Annotated in this window: 10 protein-coding genes and 1 tRNA gene; 10 read left to right on the top strand and 1 reads right to left on the bottom strand. The window is 67.6% G+C overall.

Annotation, left to right across the window (positions count from 1 at the left end):
• Nucleotides 1-61: 61 nt before the first annotated feature.
• The 3 genes from ACFXKA_RS00060 to ACFXKA_RS00070 are packed head-to-tail and all read left to right on the top strand — an operon-like array spanning nucleotide 62 to nucleotide 980.
• On the top strand, nucleotides 62-256 hold the full coding sequence (locus ACFXKA_RS00060) for a DUF4244 domain-containing protein (protein ID WP_354831689.1): 195 nt from the start codon (nucleotides 62-64) through the stop codon (nucleotides 254-256).
• Between the two features lie 35 nt (nucleotides 257-291).
• On the top strand, nucleotides 292-606 hold the full coding sequence (locus tag ACFXKA_RS00065; protein ID WP_379425846.1) for a TadE family type IV pilus minor pilin: 315 nt from the start codon (nucleotides 292-294) through the stop codon (nucleotides 604-606).
• Nucleotides 603-980 carry an Rv3654c family TadE-like protein gene (locus ACFXKA_RS00070; protein ID WP_379425069.1) on the top strand — a complete coding sequence of 126 codons (378 nt, stop codon included), beginning with the start codon at nucleotides 603-605 and terminating at the stop codon, nucleotides 978-980. Before ACFXKA_RS00065 ends, ACFXKA_RS00070 begins: the two co-directional genes overlap by 4 nt.
• 353 nt (nucleotides 981-1,333) lie before the next feature.
• On the opposite strand, the gene ACFXKA_RS00075 is transcribed toward ACFXKA_RS00070, so the two are convergent.
• A complete protein-coding gene (locus tag ACFXKA_RS00075; protein WP_379425071.1) occupies nucleotides 1,334-3,730 on the bottom strand; it encodes a DEAD/DEAH box helicase in 2,397 nt (798 codons plus the stop codon).
• Between the two features lie 435 nt (nucleotides 3,731-4,165).
• Between ACFXKA_RS00075 and ACFXKA_RS00080 the strand changes: the two genes are divergently transcribed.
• The 7 genes from ACFXKA_RS00080 to ACFXKA_RS00110 all read left to right on the top strand — a co-directional run bounded on the left by ACFXKA_RS00080 (nucleotide 4,166) and on the right by ACFXKA_RS00110 (nucleotide 13,638).
• Nucleotides 4,166-4,372 (top strand): cold-shock protein, encoded by a 207-nt coding sequence (locus tag ACFXKA_RS00080; RefSeq protein ID WP_011206895.1) that lies wholly within the window; start codon nucleotides 4,166-4,168, stop codon nucleotides 4,370-4,372.
• A 314-nt stretch (nucleotides 4,373-4,686) separates the two neighbouring features.
• Nucleotides 4,687-7,569, top strand: coding sequence for a type I DNA topoisomerase (topA, locus tag ACFXKA_RS00085; protein WP_379425848.1), 2,883 nt, complete (start codon nucleotides 4,687-4,689; stop codon nucleotides 7,567-7,569).
• Nucleotides 7,570-7,682: 113 nt separating this feature from the next.
• Nucleotides 7,683-8,189, top strand: coding sequence for a DinB family protein (locus tag ACFXKA_RS00090; RefSeq protein WP_379425073.1), 507 nt, complete (start codon nucleotides 7,683-7,685; stop codon nucleotides 8,187-8,189).
• Nucleotides 8,190-8,210: 21 nt separating this feature from the next.
• The gene (locus ACFXKA_RS00095) at nucleotides 8,211-9,446 is read left to right on the top strand and encodes a DNA polymerase III subunit delta' (RefSeq protein WP_379425075.1); all 1,236 of its coding nucleotides are present in this window, start codon (nucleotides 8,211-8,213) and stop codon (nucleotides 9,444-9,446) included.
• A gap of 81 nt (nucleotides 9,447-9,527) precedes the next feature.
• A tRNA-Thr gene (locus ACFXKA_RS00100) sits at nucleotides 9,528-9,603 on the top strand.
• Between the two features lie 479 nt (nucleotides 9,604-10,082).
• On the top strand, nucleotides 10,083-10,904 hold the full coding sequence (locus ACFXKA_RS00105) for an FAD binding domain-containing protein (RefSeq protein WP_379425077.1): 822 nt from the start codon (nucleotides 10,083-10,085) through the stop codon (nucleotides 10,902-10,904).
• A 16-nt stretch (nucleotides 10,905-10,920) separates the two neighbouring features.
• The gene (locus ACFXKA_RS00110) at nucleotides 10,921-13,638 is read left to right on the top strand and encodes a molybdopterin-dependent oxidoreductase (RefSeq protein ID WP_379425079.1); all 2,718 of its coding nucleotides are present in this window, start codon (nucleotides 10,921-10,923) and stop codon (nucleotides 13,636-13,638) included.

Consider the following 13,638-nt stretch of genomic DNA (forward strand, 5'->3'; position numbering starts at 1 on the left):
GGTGCGGATCGGCCGTGCCGGAGCGAGGGAAGGAGCGACCATGGGAACGACCGTCCGAAACCTGCTCTGGAAACTGCGGACCCGGCTGCTGCACGCCGTGACCGCGGACCACGGGATGAGCACCGCCGAATACGCGATCGGGACGATCGCGGCCGCCGCCTTCGGGGCGGTGCTGTACACCGTCGTGACCGGCGACAGCATTGTGAGTGCCCTGACCAACATCATCGACAAGGCGCTGAAGACTCCCGTCAAGTGACGTATGCCACACCACCTCACCATGCCGAGGCGGGCATGGCGACCGTGGAGGCGGCCATAGCGCTGGCCGCCCTCGTCGCGGTCCTGGTCCTGGGCGTCGGCGCCCTGCTGGCGGTGTCGGCGCAGGTGCGTTGTGTCGATGCCGCCCGCGAGGCGGCCCGTCTCGCCGCTTGCGGTGACACCGACGTCGGCGTCGCCACCGCCCGCCGGGTCGCACCGACCGGTGCCCGGGTCGTCGTCCGCACCGAGGGCGATCTGGTCGTGGCCGAGGTGAGTGCCCGCGCCACCCTTGTTCCGGTCACCCTGCACGCGGCGGCGGTGGCGGCGCGGGAACCCGGAGCATCCCGATGAAGCGCACGACCATGGATCGGGCCGGGAGCGAGGCGGGTGGCGTGACCGTCACCGCATGCTTGGCCCTGGTCGGCCTGCTGGCGGTCGCGGTTCTGATTGCCCAGGTCGGAGTGGCGGTGGCGGCCCGGCACCGGGTGCAGGCCGCAGCCGATCTGAGTGCGCTGGCCGCCGCCGGTGCCCTGGATGGCGGCGTCTCCGTCGCGTGCGGCCGGGCCGCGGCCATCGCGGGCCGGATGGGTGTGCGACCGGCCGGATGCGTGGTGCTGGGCTGGGATGTGACGGTGACGGTTGCCGGGCGGGTATCGCTGGGCCCACTGGGGGAGCGGGACGTGCGCGCGGTCGCGCGGGCGGGCCCGGCGGACGAGCCGAGGTAGCGAGGCAATATCTCGTACCGAGCGGTTGGTTAAAAATGTGATGGCGCGGGCCACATCAGTGGTCGATCAATGTCGAAATTAGATGAATGCGAGAGGTGAATAGATTGGGTATCGATTGCTTTCCAATTCGTTCCCGGAGACTCATTCGAATGAATGCACAGGTAAATCCGGGAGCGGCATTATCGAACAGGGCAATCCCTCAGTTAACAGGATAGCATCCCTTTTTAATCAACTTGGGTCTCCGGCGTGTCGCGGCCACCCCTCAGCATCCGGATTTCGCCCGATATCAGCCAGCTGACAAGGCCGACCGGTTGGTCGTGTGGCGCTCCGGTCTCGCGGCGGAGACGGCCGTGTCACGGTTCGGGAGAGCGGTCGTCATCTTCCCCGAGTTCGGCCAGCACGGCCCGCAGTAGCCGGGCCGCACCGGCCTTGTCCAGCGGGTTGTTGCCGTTGCCGCACTTGGGTGACTGCACGCAGGATGGGCACCCGTGCACGCACGCGCAGGACTCGATGGCGCCCAGCGTGGCCGTCAGCCAGTGCCGCAGTCGGACGAAACCGCGCTCGGCGAAGCCCGCCCCGCCCGGATGCCCGTCGTAGACGAAGACCGTGGGCAGTCCGGTGCCGGCGTGTTCGGCGGTAGACACGCCGCCGATATCCCACCGATCGCAGGTCGCCACCAGCGGCAGCATGCCGATCGCGGCGTGTTCGGCCGCGTGCAGCGCGCCCGCGGCGTGCCGGGCGTCGATCCCGGCCCGGGCCAGCAGATCCGGCGTGACCGTGTAGTACACGGCCCGGGTGGGCAGCGTCTGCGCCGGCAGATCCAGCGGCACCAGGTCCAGCACCTCGCCGCTGGGCAGCCGGCGCAGGTACGCGACCACCTGGCGAGTCACCAGCACCTGCGCCAAAGCCGTTGTGACCGAGCCGTATCGGCGCTCCTCGGTCACCGCCTCGATCTCCAGCGAGGTGACCACCCGCGCACTGGTGCTCCACCCCGGCGTGTCGGCGTGCACCAGCGCGACGCCCTCCTCGAGGTCCAGCTCGTCGACCACATAGCTCTCGCCCTGATGCAGGTGCACCGCGCCCGGATGCAGGGTGGCCGGAGCACGCCCGGCGTCGGTGGTGCCCAGCATGCGGCCCGACTCGCCGTCCACCACGGCCACCGCCGTGCCGATGCCGCCGCGCACGTCCACCGCGTCGTGCGGATGCGCGTCGGCGGTCACGAACCAGCGCGCCGACCCGTCCCGCGCCACGCCCGCACGCCGCCGGATCAAACCCTGTTCGGCCAGGTCGGACAGCAGTTCCCAGGCCTGGAAGGCATGCACTTCCGCGTCGCTGAGCGGCTGTTCCATGGCCGCGCACAGCAGATGCGGCCCGAGCACGTACGGGTTGTGCGGGTCGGTGATGGTGGCTTCCAGGGGCCGCCCGAGCAGCGCCTGCGGGTGGTGCACGAGGTAGGTGTCCAGCGGGTCGTCCCGCGCGATGAGCAGCACCAGCGACCCCTGGGTGCGCCGCCCGGCGCGCCCGGCCTGCTGCCAGAACGAGGCGACCGTCCCCGGATATCCCGCCACCACGACGGCATCCAGCCCGGCGATGTCCACGCCCAGTTCCAGGGCATTCGTGGTGGCCGCACCCAGCAGCGAGCCGTCCGAGAGCGCCGCCTCCAGCGCCCGCCGGTCCTCGGCCAGGTACCCGGCCCGATAGGCCGCGACACGCCCAGGGAGCTCGGCATCCACCTCCGCCAGCAGCCGTCGCGTGTCCATGGCGACCAGCTCGGCGCTGCGCCGCGACCGCACGAAGGTCAGCGTGCGCGCCCCCTCGACCACCAGATCCGCCATCACGGTGGCGGCCTCGGCCCCGGCCGAACGTCGCACAGCCGCACCGTTTTCCCCGGTCACGCCGCTGCCGAGCAGCGGCGGTTCCCACAGCGCCACGGTCCGCGCGCCCTGCGGCGACCCGTCGTCGGTGACCGCGACACACGGTGCGCCGATCAGCTTTTCGGCGGTGGCCGCCGGATCGGCCGTGGTCGCCGAGCACAGCACGAAAACCGGATCCGCTCCGTAGCGCTCGGCGAGCCGCCGTAACCGGCGCAGCACCAGCGCCACGTGCGAGCCGAAAACCCCGCGATAGATGTGACATTCGTCGACCACGATGTATTTGAGCTGACGCAACAATCGTGCCCACCGCTGATGAGACCGCAGCATTCCGACGTGCAGCATGTCCGGATTGGTGAACACCCATCGCGCGTGCGCCCGCACCCACTGCCGGATTTCCGCCGGCGTATCGCCGTCATACGGCGCGGGATGAATGGTCCGCAGCGGATCTTCGCTGGTCAGCTCGTTGACCATGCGCAGCTGATCGGCCCCCAGTGCTTTGGTCGGCGACAGATAGAGCGCCGTGGCCCGCGGATCCTGTTGCAGCGCGGTCAAAACAGGCAGCTGATACGCCAGCGATTTCCCGGACGCCGTCCCGGTCGACACCACCACGTGCCGCCCCGCCGCGGCCAGTTCCGCGGCCCGGCTCTGGTGGCTCCACGGCTCCGCGACTCCGGCCGCCTGAACTGCGGCGATGACATCCGGAGAAGTCCATTCGGGCCATTTCGTGATCTGCGCCGCGCGCGGCGGTAGCTCGCTGACATGGGTGAGTCGGGGGTCACCCGAAAGCGGGCTGTCAAGGACACGATTCAGCAACGATCTCCCGTAGCTGAGGTCGCTGTTGTCTCCGGATCGACGCATTGGATCCCCGCCATTCATCGAAGCGTCACCGCGACACGCCCAACGGGTGCGAAACGTGTGTGCGCCCGCCGCCTCACCTGCCATTTCACTGCAGAGTAGCGACCTGCCTCACACCCCGTTTGCCAGATGCTCGCTCTGTTATCCGGAAGCAAACCAACTTCAAGTACGGATTTGGGCATTATGCCCCTCACCTGCGCATTCGCAAGATCAACTTTTTTGCAAATTGTGGGTAACTCCGCTGTTGAATTCCGGGAAGACATGGTTCACTGGTTCCTGGTCGCAAGCTTCTGTGTTCGAGGGAACGGATCGAAAGTCCAAACCATCAGCAGGATCGATGTTGCGAACGGTGTACTAGGTGCTTTCCTGCAGGGGGAACAGAGTACAGCGGTCTCAACGGACCCGGTGGATGAACCCAGTTGTCCGCCGTTCCGGTATGGAAAGAGAAGGAACAGAATGGCACAGGGAACTGTGAAGTGGTTCAACGCGGAGAAGGGGTTCGGCTTCATCGCGCCCGAGGACGGCTCAGCTGACGTCTTCGTCCACTACTCCGAGATCCAGGGGTCGGGCTTCCGCACCCTCGAGGAGAACCAGAAGGTCGAGTTCGAGGTTGGTCAAGGCACCAAGGGCCCGCAGGCCACCGGTGTTCGCGCGCTCTCCTGAGCGAGCCAACCCCTCAGGTTCCGTCCCCCATCGCCCCGGCGGTGGGGGACGACCCATATCTGGACCCATTACACTCGATCACGATCAGGGGCTACATCGTCGCCGCGCACCAGCCGCGGCCTTCGAACACGGTATAAACGTTGCTGGCAGCGATATCGGACATCGCGGCCGTTTGCCCCAGCCGCGTAGAGCGCGTACACCAGCGCCGACGCGGATCGAGATGAAAGGTGTGTTCGCCGGTGGCAACACGAGACCGCGGTGCAGCGCCGAACCCCCAGGCAGCGCCCGACCAGGGCCGTTCCCTGCGTCGTCTCGTGATTGTCGAGTCGCCGACGAAGGCCAAGAAGATCGCCCCCTACCTGGGCCGCGGCTATGTCGTGGAGGCCTCGGTCGGTCATATTCGGGACCTGCCGCGGGGTGCGGCGGATGTGCCCGCCAAATACAAAGGACAGCAGTGGGCTCGGCTCGGCGTGGATGTCGATCACGATTTCGAGCCCATTTATGTGGTCAGCCCCGATAAGAAGGGGAAGGTCAGTGAGCTGAAGAGCCTGCTGGCCGACGCCGACGAGCTCTACCTCGCCACCGACCCCGACCGCGAGGGCGAGGCGATCGCATGGCACCTGCTGGAGACGCTCAAGCCCAAGGTGCCGGTGCGGCGCATGGTGTTCCACGAGATCACCGAGCCCGCCATCCAAGCCGCCGCGGCCGATACCCGTGAGCTGGACCAGGATCTGGTCGACGCGCAGGAGACGCGGCGCATCCTGGACCGGCTCTACGGCTACGAGGTCTCGCCGGTGCTGTGGAAGAAGGTCATGCCGCGGCTGTCGGCGGGCCGGGTGCAGTCGGTGGCGACGCGCGTCATCGTGCAGCGCGAGCGGGAGCGCATGGCGTTCCGGTCCGCGGAGTACTGGGATATCGCGGCCAAGCTGGACGCCGGCGGGCGCGGGCAGGAGGACGGCGGGAATCCGCGGGTCTTCGGTGCGCGGCTGGTCAGTGTCGAGGGCGCTCGCGTGGCGACCGGTCGCGATTTCGGATCCGACGGGCAGCTGAAATCGCAGGGTGTCGTCGTACTCGATGCCGGCTATGCGCAGCGGCTTGCGGAATCGCTGCACGGCGTGGATTTCACGGTTTCCTCGGTGGAATCCAAGCCGTACACGCGAAAGCCGTACGCGCCGTTCATGACCTCGACGCTGCAGCAGGAGGCCGCGCGCAAGCTGCGTTTCACCTCCGAGCGCACCATGCGGGTGGCGCAGCGGCTGTACGAGAACGGTTACATCACTTATATGCGTACCGACTCGACGACTTTGTCGGAGTCGGCGATTCAGGCGGCCCGGGCGCAGGCCACGCAGTTGTACGGCGCGGAATACGTGAGTCCCACGCCGCGGCAGTACACCCGCAAGGTCAAGAATGCGCAGGAGGCGCACGAGGCCATTCGGCCCGCGGGCGACACCTTCGCCACGCCGGGACAGTTGCATGCCAAGCTCGACGGCGACGAATTCCGTTTGTACGAGCTGATCTGGCAGCGCACGGTGGCCTCACAGATGCAGGACGCGCGCGGCACCACGCTGACGGTGCGCATTACCGGCATCGCGAACAGCGGTGAGGAGTGCGTGTTTTCGGCGTCCGGCCGGACGATCACCTTCCCGGGATTCCTCAAGGCGTATGTGGAGAGTGTCGACGAGGAGGCGGGCGGCCAGTCCGACGACGCCGAATCGCGGCTGCCGGCGCTGACCGAGGGCCAGCGCGTGACGGCCATCGAGCTCGAGCCGGACGGGCACACCACCAATCCGCCCGCACGCTTCACCGAAGCTTCGCTGATCAAGGCGCTGGAAGATCTCGGCATCGGCCGTCCTTCCACCTACTCCTCGATCATCAAGACGATTCTCGACCGCGGCTACGTGTACAAGCGCGGCAGCGCGCTGGTGCCGTCGTGGGTGGCGTTCGCGGTGATCGGACTGCTGGAGGACCACTTCGGGCGGCTGGTGGACTTCGACTTCACCGCGGCCATGGAGGACGATCTCGACGCCATCGCCGGTGGCCGCGAGCAGCGCGGAAACTGGTTGTCCTCCTTCTATTTCGGTGGCGATCACGGTGCCGAGGGTTCGGTGGCGCGGTCGGGCGGCCTGAAAAGGATGGTGGGCGAACGACTCGACGGCATCGACGCGCGAGAAGTCAACTCCATCAAGCTCTTCAGCGATGACGAGGGCCGCGATGTGGTGGTCCGGGTCGGCAAGTTCGGGCCGTACCTGGAGCGCATGGTCGTCAATCCCGATGACCCGGACGGGAATCCGGTGTCGCAGCGGGCCAATCTGCCCGACGATCTGCCGCCGGACGAGCTGTCGCCCGAGGTCGCGGAGAAGCTGTTCGCGACTCCGCAGGAAGGTCGCTCACTGGGTACCGATCCGGCGACCGGGCACGAAATCGTCGCCAAGGAAGGACGTTTCGGCCCCTACGTCACCGAGATCCTGCCGGAGTCCGCGGAGGATCTGGACACCACGGCGAAGAAGACCGCCAAGAAGGCGGCCGACAAGCCGAAGCCGCGCACCGGGTCGCTGTTCAAGTCCATGAGCGTGGAGTCGGTGACCCTGGACGACGCGCTCAAGCTGCTGTCGCTGCCGCGTGTGGTGGGTGTGGACCCGGACTCCGGGGACGAGATCACCGCGCAGAACGGGCGGTACGGGCCGTACCTGAAGAAGGGCACGGATTCGCGCTCGCTCACCGGTGAGGATCAGATCTTCACGGTGACGCTGGAGGACGCGCTCAAGATCTACGCCGAGCCCAAGCGGCGCGGCGGGCAGTCGGCCAGTGCGCCGCCGCTGCGTGAGCTGGGTGTGGACCCGGTGTCGGAGAAGCCGATGGTGATCAAGGACGGGCGGTTCGGCCCGTATGTCACCGACGGTGAGACCAATGCCAGCCTGCGCAAGGGCGACGAGGTCGAATCCATCACCGACGCACGGGCTTCGGAGCTGCTGGCGGACCGGCGGGCGCGCGGGCCGGTGAAGAAGGCCGCGAAGAAGACCGCCAAGAAGGCGGCCGCGAAGAAGACCGCGGTGGCCAAGACCGTGGTCAAGAAGGCGGCGGCGAAGAAGGCGGCGGCCAAGACGGCCGACGGCGTCACCACCAAGAAGGCAGCGGCGGCCAAGAAGACCCCGGCCAAGAAGGCGGCGGCGAAGAAGACCGCGGCCTCGCAGTCCTGACCTGATCGAAGCGCCCCCGTCACGACGGGGGCGCTTCGCTTTTCGGCCGCTGTGTCTGTCGGTGGCCTGCCGTAGCGTGTTATCCGGAACACGCACCAGCGGAAGGACATTCGATGACCGTCGACCACGAGCGTGAAGAACTGATCAAGATCCTGGACAGCCAGCGCGAGCTCTTCCGGATCACCGTCCGCGGCATCGATGACGAGCAGGCGCGCCAGCGCACCACGGTCAGTGAACTCACCCTCGGCGGTCTGCTCAGCCACGCGGTGAATATCGAGCGGCACTGGACCACCATCCTCGTCGAGCGCGACCCGAAGTCCGAATTCGATGTCTCCCGAATGGATTCCGAGTATCGGCTGGACCCGGAACAGACGGTCGCCGGCCTGCTGGCCGAATGGGAGGCGGTGGCCGAGCACACCGGCAAGCTGATTCGCGAGCTACCCAACCTCGAGGATTCGGTGCCGACGCCGACCGCGCCCTGGGCGCCGGAGCGGCAGTGGCTCACCGTGCGCTACATCCTGCTGCACATCTTCCGGGAGATCGCGCACCACTCCGGGCACGCGGACATCATCCGCGAGGCCCTGGACGGCGCGAACACGACATATCAGCGCGCGAACTGACTCCCGGCCGGGCTGTCGGGGATGGCGGTTAAGGTGGTCGGCGTGGCGGGTGTCTTCGATCGGCTGGTCGGCCAGGGTGCGGTCGAGTCCGAGTTGACGGCTGCGGCGGTGGCGGCGCGGGACAGGGCCGGATCGTCGTCGGCCATGACGCATTCGTGGTTGTTCACCGGGCCGCCCGGATCGGGGCGGTCGGTCGCGGCGCTGTGCTTCGCGGCGGCGCTGCAGTGCACGGACGAGGGGACGCCCGGATGCGGGCGGTGCCACGCGTGCACGACCACCATGGCCGGGACCCACGGCGATGTGCGGCGGGTGGTGCCGGAGGGCTTGAGCATCGGCACCAAGGAGATGCGCGAGATCGTGCAGGTGGCGTCGCGGCGGCCGAGCACCGGGCGCTGGCAGGTGGTCGTGGTCGAGGACGCCGACCGGTTGACCGAGGCGGCGGGCAATGTGCTGTTGAAGGTGGTGGAGGAGCCGCCGGAGCGCACGGTGTTCCTGCTGTGCGCGCCGTCGGTGGATCCCGAGGACATTTCGGTGACGCTGCGATCCCGGTGCAGGCACGTGCATTTGGCGACCCCGTCGGTGGATTCGATCGCGCGGGTGCTGCACGAGCGGGACGGGCTGGACCAGAAGACCGCGGGCTGGGCGGCCTCGATCAGCGGTGGACATGTCGGGCGCGCCCGGCGGCTGGCCACCGACGACCAGGCCCGGGCCCGGCGCAAACGAGCCCTGGCGCTAGTCACGGCGACCGCCCGGCCCGCAGCGGCGTATGCGGCCGCCGACGAACTGGTGAAGTCGGCCGATGACGAGGCCAAGCAGGTCAGTGCCGAGCGCGACGGGAAGGAACGCGAGGAACTGGCCACCGCGCTGGGCGCGGGCGGCACCGGTAAGGGCACCGCCTCGGCCACCCGCGGTTCCGCCGGCGCGCTGAAAGACCTGGAGAAACGCCAGAAGTCGCGGGCCACCCGCACCGGGCGCGATGCCCTGGACCGGGCCCTGATCGATGTCGCGGGCCTGTACCGGGACGCGCTCGCGGTCCGATTCGGCGCGGCCACCGCGGACTCCTCCTCCGGCGTCACCCTCACCCACCCGGACATGGCCGACCAGATCCGGGAACTCGCGACCGATGTCCGCCCCGAGGGCCTGCTGCTCTCCATCCAGGCAGTGCTCGATTGCCGCGAGGCCCTCGAAACCAATGTGAAGCCGCGCTTCGCCCTCGCCGCCATGGCCGCGGCCCTGATCGCGGCCCGTTCCGCCTGACCCGGGCGTGTCCCCGATCTCGCGAGCTCCCGTTTTCGCGATTCGGGCGCGAGACGATAGACTCGCACCGCCGGAAGGCACGCCGCCTTAGCTCAGTCGGTAGAGCGCTTCACTCGTAATGAAAAGGTCGGGGGTTCGATTCCCCCAGGCGGCTCCAAACAAGCAGGTGGAGAGCGAATCCCGCTCTCCACCTGTTGTCGTTTCGGGGTCCGGATCCGGTGCCGGTGGCACCGGGGAACCGCGCGGATCGAAATCGTCTGCCTGGCATGCGAACTCATTGCATGCGTGCGGAGACTTGCCCTGTGTGATCATGACGCGCGCCGACCGTGGAACCCGGCGGCCGGTTGCGAAATACCGATCCGAATCCGGTCTGGCCGATGCGTCAGCTCCACGAAAGATCCAGGTCAACCCCGCCGTCTGCGCGTATCGTTGCGCGGCGGAGGTCGCCTGGTGGTCAACATCCACGGATATTGACAGTATCTCCCGCTCAATGTCAGTCTGGGGAAAACGTGATCATGATTCGTTGCGGACACATCACCCCGTGAACCCGGTGTGAGAAATATTCCCAGAATCGACCCGGAACTCTACGGTCAGTCTGTTCAGCAGCGCCTGACGGCGTGTCGGCGGAGGGCTCGTATGGATCTGAACACCGTCGTCGACGTCCTCCGCCCGCCTTCCGGCCGGCCGGGTGCGGATTGGCACACCGGAGACGCGTGGCTGGCCGGGGGCACGTGGTTGTTCTCCGAGCCGCAGCCGAATGTCCACCGACTGGTCGACCTCACCGAACTCGGCTGGCCTCACCTGGTGGCCGACAGCGAGGGCCTCGAGATCGGCGCGACGTGCACGATCAGGGAGCTGCACGAGTTCGCACCGCCGGATGGCTGGCCGGCGGGCAGCCTGCTGCGCACCAGCTGCGAGGCCCTCCTGGCGTCGTTCAAGATCTGGAATGCCGCGACGGTGGGCGGCAATATCTGCATGTCCCTGCCGGCCGGACCGATGATCACCCTGACCGTGGCGCTCGAGGCGACCTATCGCGTGTGGGCCGCGGACGGAACCGAGAGAACGATCGCGGCGAAGGATTTCGTCCTCGGCAACCATCGAAATGCGCTGTGGCCCGGGGAAATCCTGCGTAGTGTGCACATTCCCGGTGACGCTCTGCGCAAGCGCCACACGCACCGGCGATTCACACTGACCAAGCTCGGTCGTTCCACAATATTCATGGTCGCGACCCAGACGCCGGGCACCCGTGATCTGCTGCTCACCATCACGGCGGGTACCACGCACCCGGTTGTGCTGCGGTTCGACACCGTTCCCGATGCCGACACCCTGCAGGGCCACATCGACGCGATACATGCCGATGTCTGGTTCGCCGACCCCAACGGCACCCCGGGTCACCGTAAGCACCTGGCGAAGCACTACGCCGAGGAGATCCGGGTCGAACTAGGCGGCCTGCGGTGACATCCGGAGGCTTGCGATGAGCTATATCGTCAACGGGAAGACGTTCTCCCAGGAGCCGCGACCCGGTCAGTGCCTGCGGACCTTTCTGCGTCACCTGGGCTGGTTCGGGGTGAAGAAGGGGTGCGACGCCGGTGACTGCGGCGCATGCACGGTCTGGCTCGACGGTCGTCCGGTGCACAGTTGTCTCACGCCGGCGTTCCGTGCCGACGGGCATGAGATCACGACGATCGAGGGGCTCGGTTCACCCGAGGACATGCACCCGATGCAGCGGCAGTTCCTCGAGGCCCCGGGATTCCAGTGCGGTTTCTGCACAGCCGGGATGATCATGACGGCATCCGCCCTCACCGACGCGCAGAAGCAGGACCTGCCGCACGCGTTGAAGGGAAACCTGTGCCGCTGCACCGGCTATCGGGCAATCGAGGACGCGATCAACGGCGTGGCCGGTATCGAAGTCGCCGCACCGGGCCGGGCGATCGGCACCAGTGTCGGCACGCCGGCCGGGGCCGACGTGGTGACCGGGCGCGCCGAGTACACGATGGACACCGAGTTGCCCGGGATGCTCCATCTGAAGGTGCTGCACTCACCCCATGCCCATGCGCGCATCGTCTGCATCGACAAGTCCGCGGCGCTGGCCGTGCCCGGAGTGCACCGCGTGTACACGTGGGAAGACGTGCCCCGGAGGCTGTTCTCCACCGCGATCCACACCGATCATCTCGTCGACCCCGACGACACCTACATCCTGGACAATGTGGTGCGCTTCGTCGGCCAACGGGTGGTCGCGGTGCTGGCCGAATCGATCGGCGCCGCGGAGGAGGGCTGTCGCAAGGTCGCCGTCGAGTACGAGGTGCTGCCGGCGGTATTCGATCCCGAGCAGGCGATGCAATCCGGTGCGCCGCAGCTGCACGGATCCCACGATCCGTTCGTGCAGGACCCCGTGCACAACATCCTCGTCGAGTTACACGGCGAAATCGGTGATGTCGCACAGGGATTCGCCGAAGCCGATGTCATTCACGAAGGCACGTACTTCTCACCGCGGGTGCAGCATGCCCATCTGGAGACACACGGTTCGATCGCCTGGATGGAAGCGGGCCGGCTGCATGTGCGGACCAGTTCGCAATCGCCGTGGATCGCGAAGGGGAAGCTGGCCCATCTGTTCGGCCTGCGACCCGATCGGATTCGGGTGTTCTGCAAGCGCGTCGGCGGCGCCTTCGGCGGCAAGCAGGAAGTGATCAGCGAAGATCTGGTGGCGCTGGCGACGCTGGACACCGGCCGGCCGGCGTGTCTGGAATACACGCGCGAGGAGGAGTTCACCACTGCCTCACCGCGACATCCGATGAAGATCACGGTGAAGCTGGGGGCGCGGTCCGACGGAACACTGACCGCTGTCGAGTTCCGCAATGTCTCCAATACCGGCGCCTACGGCAACCACGCCGGCGAGACGTTGTTCGCCGGAGGCGGCGCGATCGCGCTGTACCGCTGTCCCAACAAGAAATTCGACGGCTACTCGGTCTACACCAACACCGTGCCCAGCGGCGCACTGCGCGGCTACGGCATGACCCAGCCGGTCTTCGCGGTGGAGTCGGCGATGCACGAGCTGGCCGTCGCCCTCGGCATGGATCCGCTGGAGCTGCGCCGCCGCAATATCGTGCGGCCCGGTGACGCGTTGCTGTCGATCGCGGACGAGGCCAACGACGTAGCGTTCACGGAGGATGGACTGGCCGCGTGCATCGACCGGGTCGACGCCGCGCTGCGTGCCCACCCCGACGGGCAGGCGCCGGGGGAGGACTGGCAAATCGGCACCGGCACAGCCACATCGATGCACGAAACCGCACCACCGACCGAACATGTCTCGGTCGGGCTGGCCACCCTCGGCGACGACGGCATCTATGAGATCGCCGTGGGCACTGTGGAATTCGGTGAGGGGACACCGACGGCGCACGTTCAGATCGCCGCGGCCGAGCTGGGCACCACGCCGGCCCGGATCCGGCTCGTCCAGGCCGACACCGACCGAACGGGTTTCGACACCGGCGCATTCGCGAGCGCGGGTCTGTCCGTGGCCGGCAATGCGGTGCAGCGGACGGCCGCCGCATTGCGCGACCGGATTCTGCGCTTCGCCGCCACGCATACCGGGGTCGACTTGGCCTCGTGCGCCATGGATGACGATGCCGTGCGCTGTGGCGACACCCGCATCGGATTGACCGAATTGGCGGCGGCCGCCCGCCGCCGGGGTACGCGGTTGACCGAATCGCGCAAGGCGTACGGGTCGCCGCGCAGCCTCGCCTGCAACACGCAGGCCTTCCGAGTCGCGGTGCATCGCGTGACCGGTGAGATCCGGATCCTCTACAGCGTGCAGGCCACCGACGCCGGGGTGGTCATCAATCCCGCACAGGTGCGCGGTCAGATCGAAGGCGGTGTGGCCCAGGGCCTCGGCTTCGTGCTGACCGAGAATTATCTCGTCGACGAAAACGGCGTCATGACCAATCCGACGCTGCGCAACTACCGCATACCGACCTACGCCGACACTCCGTGCACCGAGGTGATCCTGGTCGGCTCGACCGACTCGGTGGGTCCGGCGCGGTCCAAAGGGATTGCCGAGTGCTGCATCAACCCGGTCGCACCGGCACTGGCGAACGCGGTATATGACGCGACCGGCGTCCGATATCGCGAGCTGCCGCTCACTCCCGACCGCATCTTCGGGTCCCTGCGACCGGTCCGGTTGACCTCGACCGGCTGA

The organism is Nocardia sp. NPDC059228, from assembly GCF_042754245.1.
GTDB lineage: Bacteria > Actinomycetota > Actinomycetes > Mycobacteriales > Mycobacteriaceae > Nocardia.